Consider the following 16,972-nt stretch of genomic DNA (forward strand, 5'->3'; position numbering starts at 1 on the left):
TCTACCTTAGGCTCACCAGTGGCCGGTGACGCGCATGAGCACCAGGCTGCTGACAGCCACGAGCACCCACAGCACTCCTCCGAGGGCCAGCGGTCGCCAGCCGGCCTCGCGCACCGCCCGCACCGGCGTGCCCAGCCCGATCGCGGTCAGCGCAACGGTCGTCAGATAGCTGGCGAGCACCCGCACCGGATCCGCCCAGGAGTCCGGCACCAGGCCTACCGAGTTCACCGCGGCCGCCACCAGGAAGAGGACCAGGAACGGCGGGACCAACCTGGCCCACGACATACCTGCCCCCTCATCGGCCGGATGAGCCGCCGCACGGGCACGGGCCACCGAGTGCCCCACCGCGATCGGGATGATCATCAGCGTCCGGGTGAGCTTGACGACGACCGCGTGGGAGGTCGCAACCGCACCATAAACCGTGGCGGCGGCGACCACCGACGAGGTGTCGTTGATCGCGGTCCCGGCCCACAGCCCGAAGCCCTCCTGGGAGAGCCCGAGCGCGTGGCCCAGGAGGGGGAAGAGCAGCACGGCCAGGGCGTTGTAGACGAAGATCACGGCCACCGAGACGGCGACCGCGACCCCGCCCGCGCCGGTCACCGCGCTCAGCGTCGCGATGGCCGAGGCGCCGCAGATGCCGGTCCCGACCGTGACCAGGGTGCGGATGTCCTCGGTGACCCCGAGCCAGCGTCCGATCAGCGCGCCACCGGCCAGAGCCAGCGCGAGGGTCCCCAGCATGACCGGCAGCGTCTCCCACCCGATGCGCGCCACCTGGCCTAGGGACAGGCCGAGTCCGAGCAGGACGACCGCAGCCTGCAGCACCTTCTTGGCTGCGAACGCCGTGCCTGGCCCCAGCGCGGGGCGCGGCCCCAGGACCGACCCCACGACCAGGCCGAGGAGTATGCCGAGCACCGGCCCACCGATCACCGGCACCTGGCCACCGACCAGGTGCGCGAGCAGGCCGAGACCAGCCGCCAGCGCGAGGCCGGGGAGCAGCCCGTGCGGGCTGCTCACTTGCGGAACTTGACCAGGGTGAGCCCGAGCAGGCGCGCGACGACCAGCGCGATGTAGTTGAGGCCGGCGAGCATCTGCAGCATGAGCACCCCACGGGCGTGGCCTGCCTCGGCCCCGGGGGTGATGTCCGACAGGCCGGTGTTGGTCAGTGTGGTGAAGGACAGGAAAAGCAGGTCCATCCAGGACAGCGGACCCTCGTGCCCGGCGTGGATGTAGGACCCGGGCCAGATGATCTGCACGATGCCGTGGGTGTAGGCGAATGCCCAGGCGAGCACCGTGAAGCAGGCCCCCGTGGCGAAGAGCTCATCGCGAGAGACCCAGGCGTCGGCGAACATATAACGCAGCAGCGAGACGGCGGTGTAGAAGTAGAAGATCGCGTGGAAGGCGTAGCTCGCCAGCATGACGCCCTCGCTGGACGGGAACACCGCCTCCATGATGGTCAGGACAAAGACCGGTGCGCCGAGGATCATCGCAAGGCGGCGGGTGGACGGGGTCTTGTTCACGGCGAGCACTGCGATCGCCAGGATCACCAGCCCAAAGACCGAGAGCAGGGTGCGCCCCAGCCCGTCGGCATCGGTGAACGGAAAGATCAGCACGCCCAGGAGCTGCACCACCAGGAGCACCCCGGAGGGATGGTCCCGCAACGCGGCCCACCAGCGCTGCATTCGGGTCTGCCCTGCGGCGCCTGCGTAGGTGAACACGGCTGGTGACTCTACTCCCGCCCGGTGAGGTCCCAGGCGTCCTCGTCGTCATCGTCCTCGACGTGGTCCTGGCCGTCGTCGGCCAGCGGGTCGGCATACTCCCTCGGTTGGTGCACGACGGGGACCGGGCCGGTCGGCTCGTCGACGTCGTGGGCGGCGTCGTAGGGGACATCGTCGACGCTGCCGTCCAGGTCGGTGCCGCCCGTGTCTGCCTCGGGAGGGGGCTCCTGCCCCTGCAGCAGCGCCAGCGTGACATCGAGGTCGTCCGGCGGGACAAGCACGTCGCGCGCCTTGCTGCCCTCGGAGGGGCCGACGATGCCGCGTGACTCCATCAGGTCCATCAGGCGCCCGGCCTTGGCGAAGCCGACTCGCAGCTTGCGCTGCAGCATCGAGGTCGACCCGAACTGGGTGGTGATGACCTGCTCGGCCGCCTGCAACAACAGATCCAGGTCGTCGCCGATGTCCTCATCGACCTGCTTCTTGGCGGGCGCGACGGTCACGTCCTCGCGATAGACCGGCTTGAGCTGGGCTGTGACGTGCTTGACGACTCCCTGGATCTCGGACTCGGCGACCCAGGCGCCCTGCACGCGCATCGGCTTGGAGGCACCCATCGGCAGGAACAACGCATCACCCTGGCCGATCAGCTTCTCGGCACCCGGCATGTCCAGCACCACGCGACTGTCTGTGACGGACGACGTGGCAAACGCCATCCGGGACGGCACGTTGGCCTTGATCAGCCCGGTGACCACGTCCACGGAGGGACGCTGGGTGGCCAGCACCAGGTGGATGCCGGCGGCGCGGGCCAGCTGGGTGATCCGCACGACCGACTCCTCGACGTCGCGTGGTGCGACCATCATCAGGTCGGCCAGCTCGTCGACGACGACGAGCAGATAGGGGTAGGGCTGCAGCACTCTCTCGGAGCCGGGCGGCGGGGTGACCTTGCCGGCGCGGATCGCCTTGTTGAAGTCGTCGATGTGCTTGAACCCGAACGCGGAGAGGTCGTCGTAGCGGGTGTCCATCTCCTTGACCACCCACGCCAGGGCCTCGGCGGCCTTCTTGGGGTTGGTGATGATCGGCGTGATCAGGTGCGGGATGCCTTCATAGGCCGTCAGCTCCACCCGCTTGGGGTCCACCAGGACCATGCGGACCTCGTCGGGGGTGGCGCGCATCAGGATCGAGGTGATCATCGAGTTGATGAAGCTGGACTTGCCGGACCCGGTCGCACCGGCCACCAGGGTGTGCGGCATCTTGGCCAGGTTGGCGATGACATAACCGCCCTCGACGTCCTTGCCGACGCCCATCACCATGGGGTGGGTGTTGTTGCGGGCGGCGTTGGAGCGCAGCACATCACCGAGCGCGACATTCTCGCGGTCGGCATTGGGGATCTCGACACCCACCGCGGACTTGCCCGGGATCGGCGAGAGGATGCGCACCTCGGCCGAGGCGACCGAGTAGGCGATGTTCTTGGACAGGGCGGTGATCCGCTCGACCTTGACACCGGGGCCGAGCTCGACCTCGTAGCGGGTGACCGTCGGGCCGCGCATGAAGCCGGTGACCTGGGCGTCGACGCCGAAGTCCTCGAGGACGCCGGTGAGCGCGTCGACCACCTTGTCGTTGGCCGCCGAACGGGACTTGTGCGGGGGGCCCTCGACGAGGAGCGAGTTCTCGGGGAGGGTATAGGTCACATCTCCGGCCAGCATCAGCTGCTCGACACGCTGCGGGAGCGGGGCGGTCGGCGGTGCGACGAGGGTCTCCTTGGCCTCCGCGCCGGCCGGATCGGGACGCTTCTGACCCGGGCGCAGGATCGGCTGGGTGTCGTCCGACCCGGGCTTGCTCGAGGCGGTCTTCCCGGCCTTGGCGGCACTGCCGCTGCCCTGCTCCTGGGCGGCCGCGTCCTCGCGCTGCTTGCGGGCGAAGGCCTTGGTGCGCAACGACTTGGCCGAACCCGGCTGCACCTCGGCAGCCTGCTCGAAGGCCTCATCTCCATCGCGCTCGCCCGGCACCTCGACCCGGCGGCGGCGGCCCGGACGGGACGGCGCGGGCTCCGCGTCGTCGGGCGTCTCGAAGAGGGCGGACTCCAGGTCGCGCAGCCGCTGCGGGATCCGGTGCAACGGGGTCGCGGTGATCACCAGGATGCCGAAGACTGCCAGCAGGCTGAGCAGCGCGATCGTGCCATAGCTGGTCAGCGCGGCCGTGATGGGGCTGGCCACGATGAAGCCGACCACCCCACCTGCGTTCTGCAGCGCTGCCTGACCCTCGCTGTAGTCCGGGGCTCCGAGGGCGACGTGCGTCAGACCGGTCGCGGCCAGCCCGAGCGCGATGGTGCCGACGGCCATCCGGTGGTTCGCGGCGGTGCTGGCGGGCGCCCGCAGCAACCGCATCGCAAAAAGGAAGAGCACGATGGGCAGAGCCAGCCCGACCCGCCCGAAGGTCCCGGCGGTGACGGCGTGGATGGCGGTGCCGAGCGCGCCCTGCAGGTCCCACCACTCGCGCAGCGCGATGATGACCGACAGCGCCAGGAGCAGGAAGCCCAGTCCGTCACGCCGGTGGCCCGGGTCCTCGCCCTCCTGGGAGCTCATCGATCTCACCGCTCCTCCGGTTGCTGTTGCCATGCCCATCCACGTCCCTCGTGCCACCCGCCAGGGCAGCGGTGCCCGACCGTCTCTCGGCCGGCTCGTGCGCGCGCCACTCCTGGGAGCGCCGCGCGAGCTGGAGCTGCGACCACCGGAGGCCCGGCTGCTCGCACTGCCCCTGCCGCTGGTCCTGCCCGTCGCCATGGAGCTCCCCGTCGCCCTGGAGCCGCCCGTCGAGCGGCTCTGGGGCGCGCGGGAGCCGCTTCCGGTCGTCTTGCTGCCGGCGCGGGATCGGGTCGTCGCAGTCTTCGCCACGTTCGCACGGTACTTGACTTTCACCTGCGCATCACGCGTCACACGCGCAACGGCCCAATGTGTTCGGGAGCGGCAGCTCTGCTGACCGCTACCCACCCGGGCTGGACCCGCCTCGCACAGCTCCCTGACGGCGCGGGTCGAGCACTAGACTTCGACCCTAGCGAAGGTCCAGCGAAACGGTTGCTATCCCTCGAAAGCAATCTAAACCCTTGACGTAACTTGTCAAGATTATTCCTTGCTATTGGTGGCGATCAAGGTAGACTCTTGGCATGGCTCGACAGAGTTCACCGGCTCGGGCCACCCTGCTCGGCGACGTGATCGGCTCGCGGGTGGCCAGCGACCGCAAGGCCCTGCACGACCAGCTCAGTGCGGCCCTCGACCAGGTGAGCACCGAGGTCGATGCGCTCGATGACCTCAAGGTCATTGCCGGCGACGAGTTCCAGGCCACCTTTGCCGCCGTGGGTGAGGCGTTGTATGCCGCGCTCCTCCTCCGCCTGCGACTCGACCCTGACATCGACGTGCGGATCGGCGTCGGCTGGGGCCCGGTGACCGTCCTCGACGCGGCGCACAGCACGCAGGACGGGCCCGGCTGGTGGGCAGCCCGCGCGGCGATCGAGTGGGTTGAGGAGCGCCAGGGTGTCGTGGGGTTCGAGCGGGTGCGCACGGCCTACCGGCCCGCACCGGACCCCGACGGCCCGCGCGCCGAGCAGACACCGGCAGTGGTTGGCCCCTCCGCCGCCGCGGTCAATGCGGCCCTGCTCTGTCAGGACCATCTGGTTGGCTCGATGGATCAACGATCGAGATTCATCTTGGAGGGGCTCATGCATGGTCGCACCCAGACCCAGCTGGCGCAGGAGCTGGGGTTGACTCGTCAGGCGGTCAACCAGCGCCGCAAGCATGATGGCCTGGCCATCGCGGTGGAGGCGGCCCGCAGTCTGCGGTCGGTGCAGTGAGCTCTCTCGCGATCCTGCTGATCGCCGTCGGTCTGGCCGACCTGGTCGCGGCTCGTGGGTGGCGGACCCCGCAGACCGGCCGTCTGGTCGGCGCGTGGGCCGGCCTCGCCTCGATCGCCGTGCTGGCGGCGTTGTCCGGCCTCGGTGGCTGGGGCGACCTGGCTCTGCTCGTGGTGGCCGGGCTCACCACCGCCTCCTGGGTCATCTTGACCGAGCGCGCTGAGCGCACTGACCGCGGTCAGGGGCTGGCGCTGTCCGCCCTGGCCGGAGGGGCCGGGCTCGTCGTGCTGCTGAGCGGCTGGTCCACGCCGGTCGCCGGCGCGGTGGCGCGCTGGCTGGACTGGACCGCGATCGACCGGCTCGACTCGCTGGACCCCACTCGCCTGCTGCTGCTGGCCGGTCTGTTCCTGACCCAGCTGTCGACCGGCAACCTCGTCGTCAGGCTGGTGCTCGCCCACACCGGAGCCCTCAACCCGCACGGCGGACCACAGGCCTCCGACCGGCTGCGGGGCGGGCGACTGCTCGGGCCGATGGAGCGGGTCTTCATCCTCGGCCTGGGGCTGGCCGGCCAGGTCACCGCCGCCAGCATCGTGATCGCCGCCAAGGGACTGATCCGGTGGCCCGAGCTGCAGAAGGCAACCCGCGACAGCGAACGCCTGGAGCGTGACACCGAGCGCCGGGAGCGCGCGAGCGAGCGCCGGGAGCGTGACACCGAGCGCCGGGACGGGGCGGGGCCCACCGGCGACAGCATCCCGCGCCCGGTGGCGAGCATCGACCAGGTGACCGAATACTTCCTCATCGGCAGCTTCGTCAGCTGGCTGCTCGCGCTGTCCGCCCTGGTCGTCGCCCACCTGTCCTGAGGTCGCGACGACCAGGGCGTCCTCAGCGGGGCGCGCGGGCTCAGGCGTCGATGACGATCGGGATGATCATCGGACGGCGACGCAGCTTGCCTCCGACGAAGGACCCGACGGTGCGCCGGATCACCTGCTGGGTCTGGTGCGTGTCGGTCACGCCGTTCTGGCGCGCCTCCTCGAGGGCGGCCTCCAGCTTGGGGCGCACCTTGTTGAAGACGGCCGCGTCCTCGGCGAAGCCGCGGGTCTGGATCTCGGGACCGGCGGCGATCTTGCCAGTGGAGGCGTCGCGCACCACGATCACGGTGATGAAGCCCTCGTCCCGCAGGATCCTGCGGTCCTTGAGCAGACCCTCAGTCGTGCCACCGACCGACGACCCGTCGACATAGATGTAGCCCACGTCGACGCTGCCGGCGATCTCCGCCTTGCCGTCGACGAGATCGACCACGACGCCGTCCTCGGCCAGGATCACGTTGCTGGCGGGGATCCCGGTGGCGACCGCCAAATCGCCGTTGGCCACGAGGTGGCGCCACTCACCGTGCACCGGCATGACGTTCTTGGGGCGCACGATGTTGTAGCAGTAGAGCAGCTCGCCAGCGCTGGCGTGACCGGACACGTGGACCATGGCGTTGCCCTTGTGCACGACGTTGGCCCCGATCCGGGTGAGGCCGTTGATGACCCGGTAGACGGCGTTTTCGTTGCCAGGGATCAGCGACGAGGCCATCAGGACGGTGTCGCCGTCGCCCACCTCGATCTTGTGGTCCCGGTTGGCCATCCGGGACAGGGCCGCCATCGGCTCGCCCTGTGAGCCCGTGCAGATCAGCACCTGCTGGTCATCGGGCAGCCTCGAGAGGCGACCCAGGTCGACCAGCACGCCGTCCGGCACCTTGAGATAGCCCAGCTCCTGGGCGATGCCCATGTTGCGCAGCATCGAGCGGCCGACCATGGCGACCTTGCGGCCCGACTCCTCAGCAGCATCGAACACCTGCTGGACCCGGTGCACATGGGAGGAGAAGCAGGCGACGATGATCCTGCGCTCGGCCCGGTGGAAGACCCGCTCGATGGCGGGGGCGATGTTGCGCTCCGGGGTGGTGAAGCCCGGGACGTCGGCGTTGGTGGAGTCGGTCATGAACAGGTCGACACCCTCCTCACCGACCCGGGCGAAGGCCCGCAGGTCGGTGATCCGGTTGTCGAGCGGCACCTGGTCCATCTTGAAGTCGCCGGTGTGCAGGATCGTGCCGCCCGGCGTGCGCACGAAGACCGCGAGCGCGTCCGGGATCGAGTGGTTCACCGCAATGAACTCGCAGTCGAAGGGCCCGAACTTCTCGCGGTCGCCCTCGCGCACTCCCCGGGTGCGCGGGGTGATCTTGTGCTCCTTGAGCTTGGCCTCGATCAGGGCCAGGGTCAGCTGTGAGCCGACCAGGGGGATGTCGGCACGGTTGCGCAGGAGGTAGGGCACCGCGCCGATGTGGTCCTCGTGACCGTGAGTCAGCACGATGGCGACGATGTCGCCCCAGCGACCCTCGAGATACTCGAAGTCCGGGAGGATCAGGTCGACGCCAGGGTGTTCGTCCTCGGGGAAGAGCACGCCGCAGTCAATGATCAACAACTTGCCAGCATGCTCCACGACCGCCATGTTGCGACCGATCTCCCCCAGCCCACCCAGCGCGACGACTCGCACGCCGTTCTTGGCCAGCGGTCCAGGGGTGTCAAGTTCAGGATGCGGATGACTCATGCCGCTAGGTTACGGCTCCGGCGCTCCCTGGTCGCGCGGCGGTGGTGCGGGACCAGCGGTCGACCATGGTTTGCACGTCGGGGGCAGGCATCCTCTGACGTAGGCGACCGCGCCGCCACCCGCTCGGGGGGTCCGGGTGACGGCGCGATCAGGACTAACTGTCGCTCAGTCCCATTGGATAAACCATACCACTTGGCTGTGACGTGCATCACACTCGCGGCCACCTCAGGTTTCGCCGTCTGTGAAGCTGTCACCAAGGCACCGTCGGCACCCGCCACTACAGTGCTGCCATGCGCCAGTACCTCGACCTCCTGCACCGCGTCCGTTCCGAGGGCGTCCGCAAGGATGACCGCACCGGCACGGGCACGCTGTCCGTGTTCGGTCACCAGATGCGGTTCGACCTGACCGAGGGCTTCCCCGTGCTGACGACCAAGAAGCTCCATCTGCGCTCGATCACCGGCGAGCTGCTGTGGTTCCTGCGCGGGGACACCAACATCGCGTGGCTGCACGAGCGCAAGATCAGCATCTGGGACGAGTGGGCCGACGAGCACGGCGACCTCGGTCCCGTCTATGGACACCAGTGGCGCTCCTGGCCCACCCCGGACGGTCGCACGGTCGACCAGATCGCCCGGGTCATCGACTCCCTGCGCACCAACCCAGACTCACGCCGCCACATCGTCTCGGCCTGGAACGTCGCCGACGTCGACAGCATGGCGCTGCCTCCCTGTCACACGATGTTCCAGTTCTATGTCTCGCCGGGGGTCGAGGGCGGCCGTGGCCGCCTGTCGTGCCAGCTCTACCAGCGCAGCGCGGACATCTTCCTCGGCGTGCCCTTCAACATCGCTAGCTACGCCCTGCTGACCCACATGATCGCGCAGGTCACCGACCTGGAGGTTGGTGAGTTCGTGCACACGCTCGGCGACGCCCACCTCTATCTCAACCACCAGGAGCAGGCCGAGGAGCAGCTGACCCGCCAGCCGGGACCGCTCCCGACGCTGTGGCTCAACCCCGAGGTCCGCGCCATCGACGAGTTCGACCTGGCTGACATCGAGGTCCGCGACTACGTCGCCGCCCCCACGATCAAGGCCCCCATCGCCGTATGACGAGGTTCAGCGTCGTCCCGGCCGCCTACCTGGTCCTGACCCAGCAGGGTGTCACCGGCACCGAGGTGCTCCTGCAACAGCGCGGCGCGACCGGCTACATGGAGGGTTGGTGGGCCTGCGGGGCGGCCGGTCACATCGAGGCCGGCGAGCGCGCCGACGAGGCCGTATGCCGTGAAGCCGTTGAGGAGCTCGGGCTCACCATCGTCCCCAGCGACGTGCGCCTGGCAGCGGTGCTGCAACGCTCCTGCCCTCTCGGCGGACCCATCGAGCAGCGGATCGACCTGTTCTTCACCACCAGCGGCGTTGCCGGTGAGCCGACCATCACCGAGCCCGACAAGGCAGCAGACCTGCGGTGGTGGCCGCTGTCCGACCTCCCGGACCACGTGGTCCCCCACGAGCAGCAGGTGCTGGAGCACCTGCGCGACCATCTCGCGAGGCCGCCTGCCCTGCCACACGACACCACGGCATACGCAGCGTCCGGCCCGCACCTGCTCACGCGTGGGTTCGCGCAGACCCTGACCCTTGTGGCGGCCGTCGGTCGCAACGGTGTGATCGGTGACGGTGCGGCGATGCCCTGGCACCTGCCTGAGGATCTGGCGTTCTTCAAGCGCACCACCATGGGCGGGGTGATGGTGATGGGCCGGGGCACCTGGGACTCCATCGGCCGCGCCCTCCCGGGCCGACGCACCATCGTGGTCACCCGCGACCGCGGCTGGTCCGCGCCCGGGGCAGAAGTCGCCCACAGCCTGCCGGAGGCCCTGCTCATCGCGGGCGACACCGAGGTCTTCGTCGTCGGTGGTGGTCAGATCTATGAGCAGACCATGGAGGCCGCCGCGCGCCTGGTGATCACCGAGGTCGAGCAGGAGCCGGAGGGGTCGGTGCAGTTCCCCATCATCGACTCCCTCCTCTGGCGCGAGGAGAGCCGGGACGTGCAGGACGGCTTCGCCTGGGTGGAATACCTCCGCCGCTGACCTCCCGGCGACAATGGCGCTCGTGACCGGCAAATGCCTCCGCGAGGCAGCCGGGCCGATCGACCCACTCTTTGGCCTCAGGCGTCGTAGTCGAGCACGACCGTGTCAGTCACCGGGTGCGACTGGCAGGTCAGCACGATGCCGGCAGCGACCTCGTCCGGCTCGAGCGCGTAGTTGCGGTCCATCGTGACCTCGCCCTCGACGACCCGGGCCCGGCACGTGCCGCAGACACCGTTGGTGCAGCTGAAGGGCGCATCGGAGCGCTCGCGCAGCGTGGCGGCGAGGATCGACTCCGACCTGCTGCGCACCGGCACCTGCGTGGTCCGCCCGTCGAGCGTGACGGTGACCATGGCCAGCGGCACGGCGTCAGCGGGCGGCGGAGGCGGTGGTGGCGGCGCGTCCGCGACGTGGAACACCTCGTGGTGCACGTGCTGACTCTCGACACCGTGCTCGGCCAGTGTCTCCTGGGCAGTCTCGACCATCCCGAGCGGCCCGCAGAGATACCACTCGTCCACATCGTCGACGGGGATGAAGGCCTCGAAGAACCCCTCGAGACGCTCCCGGTCGATGCGTCCGCTGAGCAGCTCGATCTCCTGGGCCTCGCGGGAGAGCACGTTGAACAGGGTGAACCGGTCGGGGAAGCGGTTCTTGAGGTCCATCAGCTCCTCGAGGAACATGATGGTGTCGATGCGCCGGTTGCCGAAGATGAGGGTGGCTCGGGAGTGCGGCTCCTCCTCCAGCGCCGTCGTCAGCAGTGACATCACCGGCGTGATGCCCGACCCGGCCGCGATTGCCACGTGGTGTCGGGTGGCATCGGGGTCGGTCGGACAGGTGAAGCCGCCGATGGGCGTCATGACGTCGAGCACCTCACCGGGCTCGGCACTCTCGTGCAGCCAGGAGGACATCGCACCCTCGGGCACCTGAGCCGTCGCGACCCGCAGCTCCCCCGTCTCGCGCGCACGAAGGCGCGAGACACAGATCGAGTAGGACCGGCGGATCTCCTCGCCCCCGACCGTGGCCCGCAACGTCAGGTGCTGGCCAGGCTCGAAGGCATAGTCATCACGCAGCCCCTCAGGGACGGTGAAACTGATCGCGATGGCCTCGTCGGTGAGTGGCTCGACGCGGCTGATCGTGAGCGCGTGGAAGACGGCCCGCGTCCGTTTGGGCTTGGTGGTGGTCAGGTGCATCAGATCGCCTTGAACTCCTCAAACGGCTCCCGGCAGCTCAGGCAGCGGCGCAGCGCCTTGCACGCCGTCCCCCCGAAGCGGGACAGCTCCTCGGTCTCCAGCGACCCACAGGTCGGACAGGCGACCTGACGCACGGATAGTCCCACCGGGACCGGTCCAGCCGGACGCGTCCCCGAGGGTGGGGCGATCCCGAAGCGGCGCAGCGACTCCCGCCCCTTCTCGCTCATCCAGTCGGTGGTCCAGGCCGGCGAGAGCGTGGTGTCCACGAGAGCCTCCAGCCCCTGCTGCCGCACGGTCCAGCTGATGTGGTCGGTGATCGCCTGCACCGCCGGGCACCCGCTGTAGGTCGGGGTGATGGTGACCCGCACCAGACCGCTGTCCGCATCCACGCTGATGTCGCGCACGATGCCGAGGTCGTCGATCGAGATGACGGGGATCTCGGGGTCGGGGATGTCGCGGATCTGCTGCTCCAGCTCGGCCACCTGCAGGGCCGTCAGCACCGTCGCCACCGCGCTCACCAGCTCGCACCGGGGTGGCTGCGGTGGATGTGCTGCAGCTCTGCCAGGAGGTAGCCCATCGGCTGGGAGTGGATGCCCTCGCGACCACCGCGGGAGCGCCATCGCGACTCGTCCGGCAGCGTCAATGTCGCCTCCCGCACGACGGCCGAGACGTGCGCGACGACCGCGTCGTGCAGCGTCGAGGGCAGCACACCGATCCCCTGCTCGGCGGCCCACACGCTCGTGGCGTCGTCGTCGAACAGTTCGGCCAGATAGGGCAGCACCGCCTCGAGCCCCGCCTGCATCCGCTCGTGCGACTCCGGGGTCCCGTCACCCAGCCGCACGACCCAGTGGCCGGCGTGGTCACGGTGGTAGGCGACCTCCTTGAGCGCCTTGGCCGCGACGGCAGACAGGACCTCATCGGCAGAGGTGAGCAGCCCGGCATACAACTCGTGTTGATAGGACGCGAACCACAAGAGCCGAGCCATCTCCTGCCCGAAGTCGCCGCGCGGCTGCTCGACCAGGTGCACGTTGCGGAACTCGCGCTCGTCGCGCAGATAGGCCAGGTCGTCCTCATCACGCCCGGCACCCTCGAGCTCCCCCGTCCGGGTCAGCAGGGCGCGGGCCTGCCCGAGCAGGTCGAGGCCGATGTTGCCCAGCGCCAGGTCCTCCTCGATCTGCGGGGCGCGGGTCAGCCACTCCCCCAGGCGCTGGGCATAGATCAGCGCATCATCGGCCAGCCCGAGCAGATAGCTGTATGCCGTGGGCTCACGGGTCTCCGGCGCCGCCCCGACGGGCTGGGTCGCGGTGGTGTCGCGCTCACTCACAGGTACTCCACGTCGTCGGGCACCTCGTAGAACGAGGCGTGGCGATAGACCTTGTCGGCGGCCGGGTCAAAGAAGCTGTCCCGCTCGTCGGGGCTGCTCGCGGTGATGTCCGCGGACTTGAGCACCCAGATCGAGACGCCCTCCTGACGGCGGGTGTAGAGGTCGCGCGCATTGCGCAGCGCCATCTCGGCGTCGGGTGCGTGCAACGACCCGGAGTGCACGTGCGACAGGCCCCGCTTGGCCCGCACGAAGACCTCCCAGAGGGGCCAGTTGTCCCTGCTGCCCTGCACCCGTGCGCCGTCGTGAACCTCCCCGTCGCCGCTCATGCGACCGCCTGTTTCGCGACCTGCTTGGCGGCAAAGGCGTTGGCGGCCTCGCGGACCCACGCGCCGTCCTCGTGGGCGCGGCGGCGGTGCGCGATCCGCTCCTCGTTGCAGGGACCATCGCCCTTGAGCACCCGCCAGAACTCCTCCCAGTCGATGGCGCCGAAGTCCCAGTGGCCGCGCTCCTCGTTCCACCGCAGGTCGGGGTCGGGCAGCGTGAGCCCGAGCTTCTGGGCCTGCGGCACCGTCATGTCGATGAACTTCTGGCGCAGGTCGTCGTTGGTGAAGCGCTTGATCCCCCAGGCCATGTTCTGCTCGGTGTGCCCACCCGGGGCCGCGGCCTCGCCGGTGTCGGGCGGGCCGAACATCATCAGCGAGGGCCACCACCACCGGTTGGCCGCGTCCTGGGCCATCGCCCGCTGCGCCTCGGTGCCGTTGCTCAGGGTCCACAGGATCTCGAAGCCCTGTCGCTGGTGGAAGGACTCCTCCTTGCAGACGCGGATCATCGCGCGTGCATAAGGACCGTAGGAACAGCGGCACAGGGGCACCTGGTTCATGATCGCGGCACCGTCGACCAGCCAGCCGATCGCACCGGCGTCGGCCCAGGTCAGCGTTGGATAGTTGAAGATCGAGGAGTACTTTTGCTGGCCGCTGTGCAGCTTGTCGAGCAACTCCTCCCGGTCGACGCCGAGCGTCTCGGCGGCGGAGTAGAGATAGAGCCCGTGGCCGGCCTCGTCCTGCACCTTGGCCATCAGGATCGCCTTGCGCCGCAGGCTCGGAGCGCGCGTGATCCAGTTGCCCTCGGGCTGCATGCCGATGATCTCGGAGTGCGCGTGCTGGGCGATCTGCCGGATCAGCGTCTTGCGATAGCCCTCGGGCATGGCATCGCGCGGCTCGATGCGCTGGTCGGCACCGATCAGACCGTCAAAGTACTCCTGGACCGCGTCGGTGTAGTCGGGCGTCTCTGCCGCGTTCAGTGGCTCGCCGAAGTCGTTGCCATACATGCCCCCCAGTATGCCGCACGGACCGGTTTGTTGTGACAGTCAGACCGTCATCGGCCCGAGGAGTGTCACATCAGGCCCCGTGAGACGCGGTGGCGTCGGCCCCCAGGACCTCGCGCGGGTGGCGTGCTGGACACTGGAGGGGTGAGCCATCCACACGAACACTCTCCCGGCCCCCTCGCCGACGCCAGCGTGCGCACCGGTCGGGTCAACGACGCGCCCGCCGTCGGGCTGGTCCAGGCGACCGTGTGGCGGGACGCGTTCGCCGACGTCCTGCCCGCGGAGGTCCTGGACACCTTTGACGCCCCGGCCTTCACCACCGTCTGGCGGCACTCCCTGCAGGACCCGCCCAGCGCGCTGCACCGCCTGCTGGTCGCGTGCGCCGGGGAGCAGGTGGTGGGCTTCGTGGCCATCGGACCGGCCGAGGTCACCGACGAGAGCGTCACCGAGACCGACGGCGAGCTGCTGGTCCTGGCCGTGCACCCGCAGGCCCGACGCTCGGGCCACGGGTCACGACTGCTGAATGCCGCCGCCGACACCCTGCGCGCCGGCGACCGCACGGCCGTGCTCGCCTGGCTCCCGGCGACGGACGAGGAGTCGCGCGCCTTCACCGACGCGGCGGGGCTGGCACCGGACGGCGCCTGGCGCGAACGGGTCGTCGGGCCCGGCGGACAGACCGTGCGGGAGATCCGGGTGCGGGCTTCGTTGTGACCAGCGGCGTCCGCAGCCCGCAGGACGAGGCCGTCATCCGCAAGTCTCTCGGCGTGGTGCTGGCCACCGGCGTCTATGGCGTCACCGCGGGAGCCCTGGCCGTCGCCGCCGGCCTGTCGGTGCTGCAGGCGATGGCCCTGTCCCTGCTCCTCTTCAGCGGCGGGTCCCAGTTCGCGTTCTTCGGCGTCATCGGCGCCGGCGGCAGCCCGGTGGCCGCCGTCGCCAGCTCGACCCTGCTGGGGGTGCGCAACGGCTTCTATGGCCTGCAGGTCTCCCAGCTGCTGGGCGTGCACCGGTGGGCGCGACCGCTGGCGGCGCACCTGACGATCGACGAGTCCACGGCCGTCGCAATCACCCAGACCGAGTCCCGCCAGCAGCGGATCGGCTTCTGGCTGACCGGCGCCGGCATCTTCGTGCTGTGGAACGCCACGACCTTCCTCGGCGCCATCGCCGGGGAGGCGATGGGAGACCCGCGCACCTATGGCCTCGACGCCGCCGCTGCCGCAGCCTTCGTGGGCCTCCTCTGGCCACGGCTGCGCGGGCGGGACCCGCTGGCCGTCGCCGCCCTCGCGGTGCTGATCACGGTGGTGACCGCACCGTTCGTCCCGGCCGGGGTCCCGGTCCTGACCGCTGCGCTGGCCGCGCTCGCCGTCGGCCTCCCCCGCCGCACGTCCCGGGTCTCGAAGGTAGTCGCACCGTGACCATGTGGCTCGCCGTCCTGGCCGCCTGCGCCCTCGCCTTCGGCCTCAAGCTGGCGGGCTACCTCGTGCCACAGCACGTCCTCGACATCCCCTGGGTGCACCGCGTCACCCCCCTGCTCCCGGTCGCTCTCCTCTCGGCGCTGATCGTGACCCAGGCCGTCCTCACCGGCGACGGCCACCTGGTCCTCGACGCGCGGGCGGCAGGCGTCGCCGTGGCAGTCCTGCTGCTCATCCTGCGTGCCCCGTTCCTGCTGGTCGTCGCCGCGGCTGCCCTCACCGCGGCCCTGGTCCGCGCCCTCCTCTGACGGCATGGGAGATCTCTAACGCCATGGGACGCATCGTCGGCATCGACCTGGCCCGCTGCCTCGCGCTGCTGGGGATGATCACCGCACACCTGGTCAGCTCCACCGGCGACGGGCCCGGCGGAGTGAACACCTGGTTCCAGATCACCGCCGGTCGCTCGTCCGCGCTCTTTGCGGTCCTCGCCGGGGTCTCGATCGTGCTGGTGACCCGAGCCCGGCCGGCGCGCGGCGCACGTGACCACCGCCTCGCGCTGGTGGTGCGAGCACTGGCGATCGCCGTCATCGGTCTCTTCCTCGGGGTCCTGTCATCCGGGCTGGCCGTCATCCTCACCTACTACGGCGTGCTGTTCCTGGTCGCGGTGCCGGTGTTGACCTGGTCCGCCGGGCGTCTCGGCATACTCGCCCTCGCCTGGGGTCTGGCCTCTCCGATCGCCAGCCTGGCGCTGCGGCCACACCTGCCGGAGAGCACCTTCGACGTGCCCGACCCCGCGTCCTTCGCGCACCCACTGCAGCTGCTCTCCGAGGTGCTGGTGACTGGCTACTACCCGGTGCTCACCTGGGCGACCTACCTGTTTGCCGGTATGGCGATCGGCCGCCTAGACCTGCGCGGCACGTGGGCGCGGCGGCGCCTGTTCGTCACCGGCGCCTGGGTGGCCGTGCTCGCGCTGGCCACCGCTCGCTATGCCACCCGCAGCGAGTCTGTGCGGGCAGCCCTCCTGGACACCTATGACCGGTGGGAGCCCGTCTCAAACTGGGCCGACCTCGAGCAGGTGATGCGGACCGGGCTGTATGGAACCACCCCCACCGGCTCCTGGTCGTGGCTGTGGGTGTGGTCGCCGCACAGCGGGTCGATCGTCGACCTCACGCACACCGTCGGCACCTCGATGCTGGTCATCGGCGCGTCCCTGATGGTGGCCGAGGCGCTCCGGCGCCACCAACGGTGGCTGCAGGTGGTGGCCGGCGCCGGCACGATGACCCTGACCCTGTATGCCGCGCACGTCACGGTCGTGGCGGCCGGTCGCGCCGACGCCCTGGCGGGCCCGGACATCTGGGTCCTGGATGTGCGCTGGCACCTGGTCGGCGTCCTGGTCGTGGGTGCGGGCTTCGCGCTGGCCCGACAGCGAGGACCCCTCGAGCGGCTCGTCTCGCTGCTGAGTGAGGCCGCGGTCCGGCCACCGCGCTGACTCCTGTGTCACTCCAGTCACCC

General features: G+C 69.9%; 17 protein-coding genes. 8 read left to right on the top strand and 9 right to left on the bottom strand.

Going from position 1 to position 16,972, the window contains the following annotated elements; genetic code table 11:
• Window positions 1–12: 12 nt before the first annotated feature.
• Genes NF557_RS12265 through NF557_RS12275 form a run of 3 tightly spaced genes read right to left on the bottom strand, consistent with a single transcriptional unit; the run spans window position 13 to window position 4,294 of the window.
• Window positions 13–1,014, bottom strand: coding sequence for a YeiH family protein (locus NF557_RS12265; RefSeq protein ID WP_252619756.1), 1,002 nt, complete (start codon window positions 1,012–1,014; stop codon window positions 13–15).
• Window positions 1,011–1,715, bottom strand: coding sequence for an ion channel (locus NF557_RS12270; protein WP_252619758.1), 705 nt, complete (start codon window positions 1,713–1,715; stop codon window positions 1,011–1,013). Before NF557_RS12270 ends, NF557_RS12265 begins: the two co-directional genes overlap by 4 nt.
• 11 nt (window positions 1,716–1,726) lie before the next feature.
• Window positions 1,727–4,294, bottom strand: coding sequence for a DNA translocase FtsK (locus NF557_RS12275; protein ID WP_252619759.1), 2,568 nt, complete (start codon window positions 4,292–4,294; stop codon window positions 1,727–1,729).
• Between the two features lie 578 nt (window positions 4,295–4,872).
• Between NF557_RS12275 and NF557_RS12280 the strand changes: the two genes are divergently transcribed.
• Complete coding sequence (locus NF557_RS12280; protein ID WP_252619761.1) at window positions 4,873–5,556, top strand: SatD family protein; 684 nt, start codon at window positions 4,873–4,875, stop codon at window positions 5,554–5,556.
• Window positions 5,553–6,416 (top strand): hypothetical protein, encoded by an 864-nt coding sequence (locus tag NF557_RS12285; protein WP_252619762.1) that lies wholly within the window; start codon window positions 5,553–5,555, stop codon window positions 6,414–6,416. The genes NF557_RS12280 and NF557_RS12285 overlap by 4 nt, the downstream gene beginning before the upstream one ends.
• Window positions 6,417–6,456: 40 nt before the next feature.
• Here the strand turns inward: NF557_RS12285 and NF557_RS12290 are convergent, their stop codons facing one another.
• On the bottom strand, window positions 6,457–8,142 hold the full coding sequence (locus NF557_RS12290) for a ribonuclease J (protein ID WP_252619763.1): 1,686 nt from the start codon (window positions 8,140–8,142) through the stop codon (window positions 6,457–6,459).
• 290 nt (window positions 8,143–8,432) lie between these two features.
• On the opposite strand from NF557_RS12290, the gene NF557_RS12295 reads away from it, so the two are divergent.
• Together NF557_RS12295 and NF557_RS12300 are read left to right on the top strand one after the other, a co-directional pair.
• Complete coding sequence (locus NF557_RS12295) at window positions 8,433–9,245, top strand: thymidylate synthase (RefSeq protein WP_252619764.1); 813 nt, start codon at window positions 8,433–8,435, stop codon at window positions 9,243–9,245.
• A complete protein-coding gene (locus tag NF557_RS12300; RefSeq protein ID WP_252619765.1) occupies window positions 9,242–10,216 on the top strand; it encodes a dihydrofolate reductase in 975 nt (324 codons plus the stop codon). Before NF557_RS12295 ends, NF557_RS12300 begins: the two co-directional genes overlap by 4 nt.
• 77 nt (window positions 10,217–10,293) lie before the next feature.
• Here NF557_RS12300 and paaE read toward each other — a convergent pair whose 3' ends face one another.
• Genes paaE through paaA form a run of 5 tightly spaced genes read right to left on the bottom strand, consistent with a single transcriptional unit; the run spans window position 10,294 to window position 14,054 of the window.
• Window positions 10,294–11,403: a 1,2-phenylacetyl-CoA epoxidase subunit PaaE gene (paaE, locus tag NF557_RS12305; protein WP_252619766.1), complete on the bottom strand. Its 1,110-nt coding sequence runs from the start codon at window positions 11,401–11,403 to the stop codon at window positions 10,294–10,296.
• Window positions 11,403–11,921, bottom strand: coding sequence for a 1,2-phenylacetyl-CoA epoxidase subunit PaaD (gene paaD / locus NF557_RS12310; protein ID WP_342454483.1), 519 nt, complete (start codon window positions 11,919–11,921; stop codon window positions 11,403–11,405). The genes paaE and paaD overlap by 1 nt, the downstream gene beginning before the upstream one ends.
• The gene (gene paaC, locus NF557_RS12315) at window positions 11,918–12,727 is read right to left on the bottom strand and encodes a 1,2-phenylacetyl-CoA epoxidase subunit PaaC (RefSeq protein WP_342454484.1); all 810 of its coding nucleotides are present in this window, start codon (window positions 12,725–12,727) and stop codon (window positions 11,918–11,920) included. Before paaC ends, paaD begins: the two co-directional genes overlap by 4 nt.
• Window positions 12,724–13,053 carry a 1,2-phenylacetyl-CoA epoxidase subunit PaaB gene (gene paaB / locus NF557_RS12320; protein ID WP_252619767.1) on the bottom strand — a complete coding sequence of 110 codons (330 nt, stop codon included), beginning with the start codon at window positions 13,051–13,053 and terminating at the stop codon, window positions 12,724–12,726. Before paaB ends, paaC begins: the two co-directional genes overlap by 4 nt.
• Window positions 13,050–14,054 carry a 1,2-phenylacetyl-CoA epoxidase subunit PaaA gene (gene paaA, locus NF557_RS12325; protein WP_252619769.1) on the bottom strand — a complete coding sequence of 335 codons (1,005 nt, stop codon included), beginning with the start codon at window positions 14,052–14,054 and terminating at the stop codon, window positions 13,050–13,052. The genes paaB and paaA overlap by 4 nt, the downstream gene beginning before the upstream one ends.
• 141 nt (window positions 14,055–14,195) lie before the next feature.
• Between paaA and NF557_RS12330 the strand changes: the two genes are divergently transcribed.
• The 4 genes from NF557_RS12330 to NF557_RS12345 are packed head-to-tail and all read left to right on the top strand — an operon-like array spanning window position 14,196 to window position 16,949.
• Window positions 14,196–14,762 (top strand): GNAT family N-acetyltransferase, encoded by a 567-nt coding sequence (locus NF557_RS12330; RefSeq protein ID WP_252619770.1) that lies wholly within the window; start codon window positions 14,196–14,198, stop codon window positions 14,760–14,762.
• Window positions 14,759–15,463: an AzlC family ABC transporter permease gene (locus NF557_RS12335; protein WP_252619772.1), complete on the top strand. Its 705-nt coding sequence runs from the start codon at window positions 14,759–14,761 to the stop codon at window positions 15,461–15,463. Before NF557_RS12330 ends, NF557_RS12335 begins: the two co-directional genes overlap by 4 nt.
• Window positions 15,464–15,465: 2 nt before the next feature.
• Entirely contained in the window at window positions 15,466–15,768 is a 303-nt protein-coding gene (locus tag NF557_RS12340) for an AzlD domain-containing protein (protein ID WP_306239045.1), read from the top strand.
• A 23-nt stretch (window positions 15,769–15,791) separates the two neighbouring features.
• Window positions 15,792–16,949, top strand: a complete 1,158-nt coding sequence (locus NF557_RS12345) for a heparan-alpha-glucosaminide N-acetyltransferase domain-containing protein (RefSeq protein ID WP_252619777.1) — start codon at window positions 15,792–15,794, stop codon at window positions 16,947–16,949.
• The last annotated feature ends 23 nt before the right edge of the window (window positions 16,950–16,972 follow it).

Origin of the sequence: Ornithinimicrobium cryptoxanthini, from assembly GCF_023923205.1 — a bacterium.
Classification (GTDB): Bacteria; Actinomycetota; Actinomycetes; order Actinomycetales; family Dermatophilaceae; genus Ornithinicoccus; species Ornithinicoccus cryptoxanthini.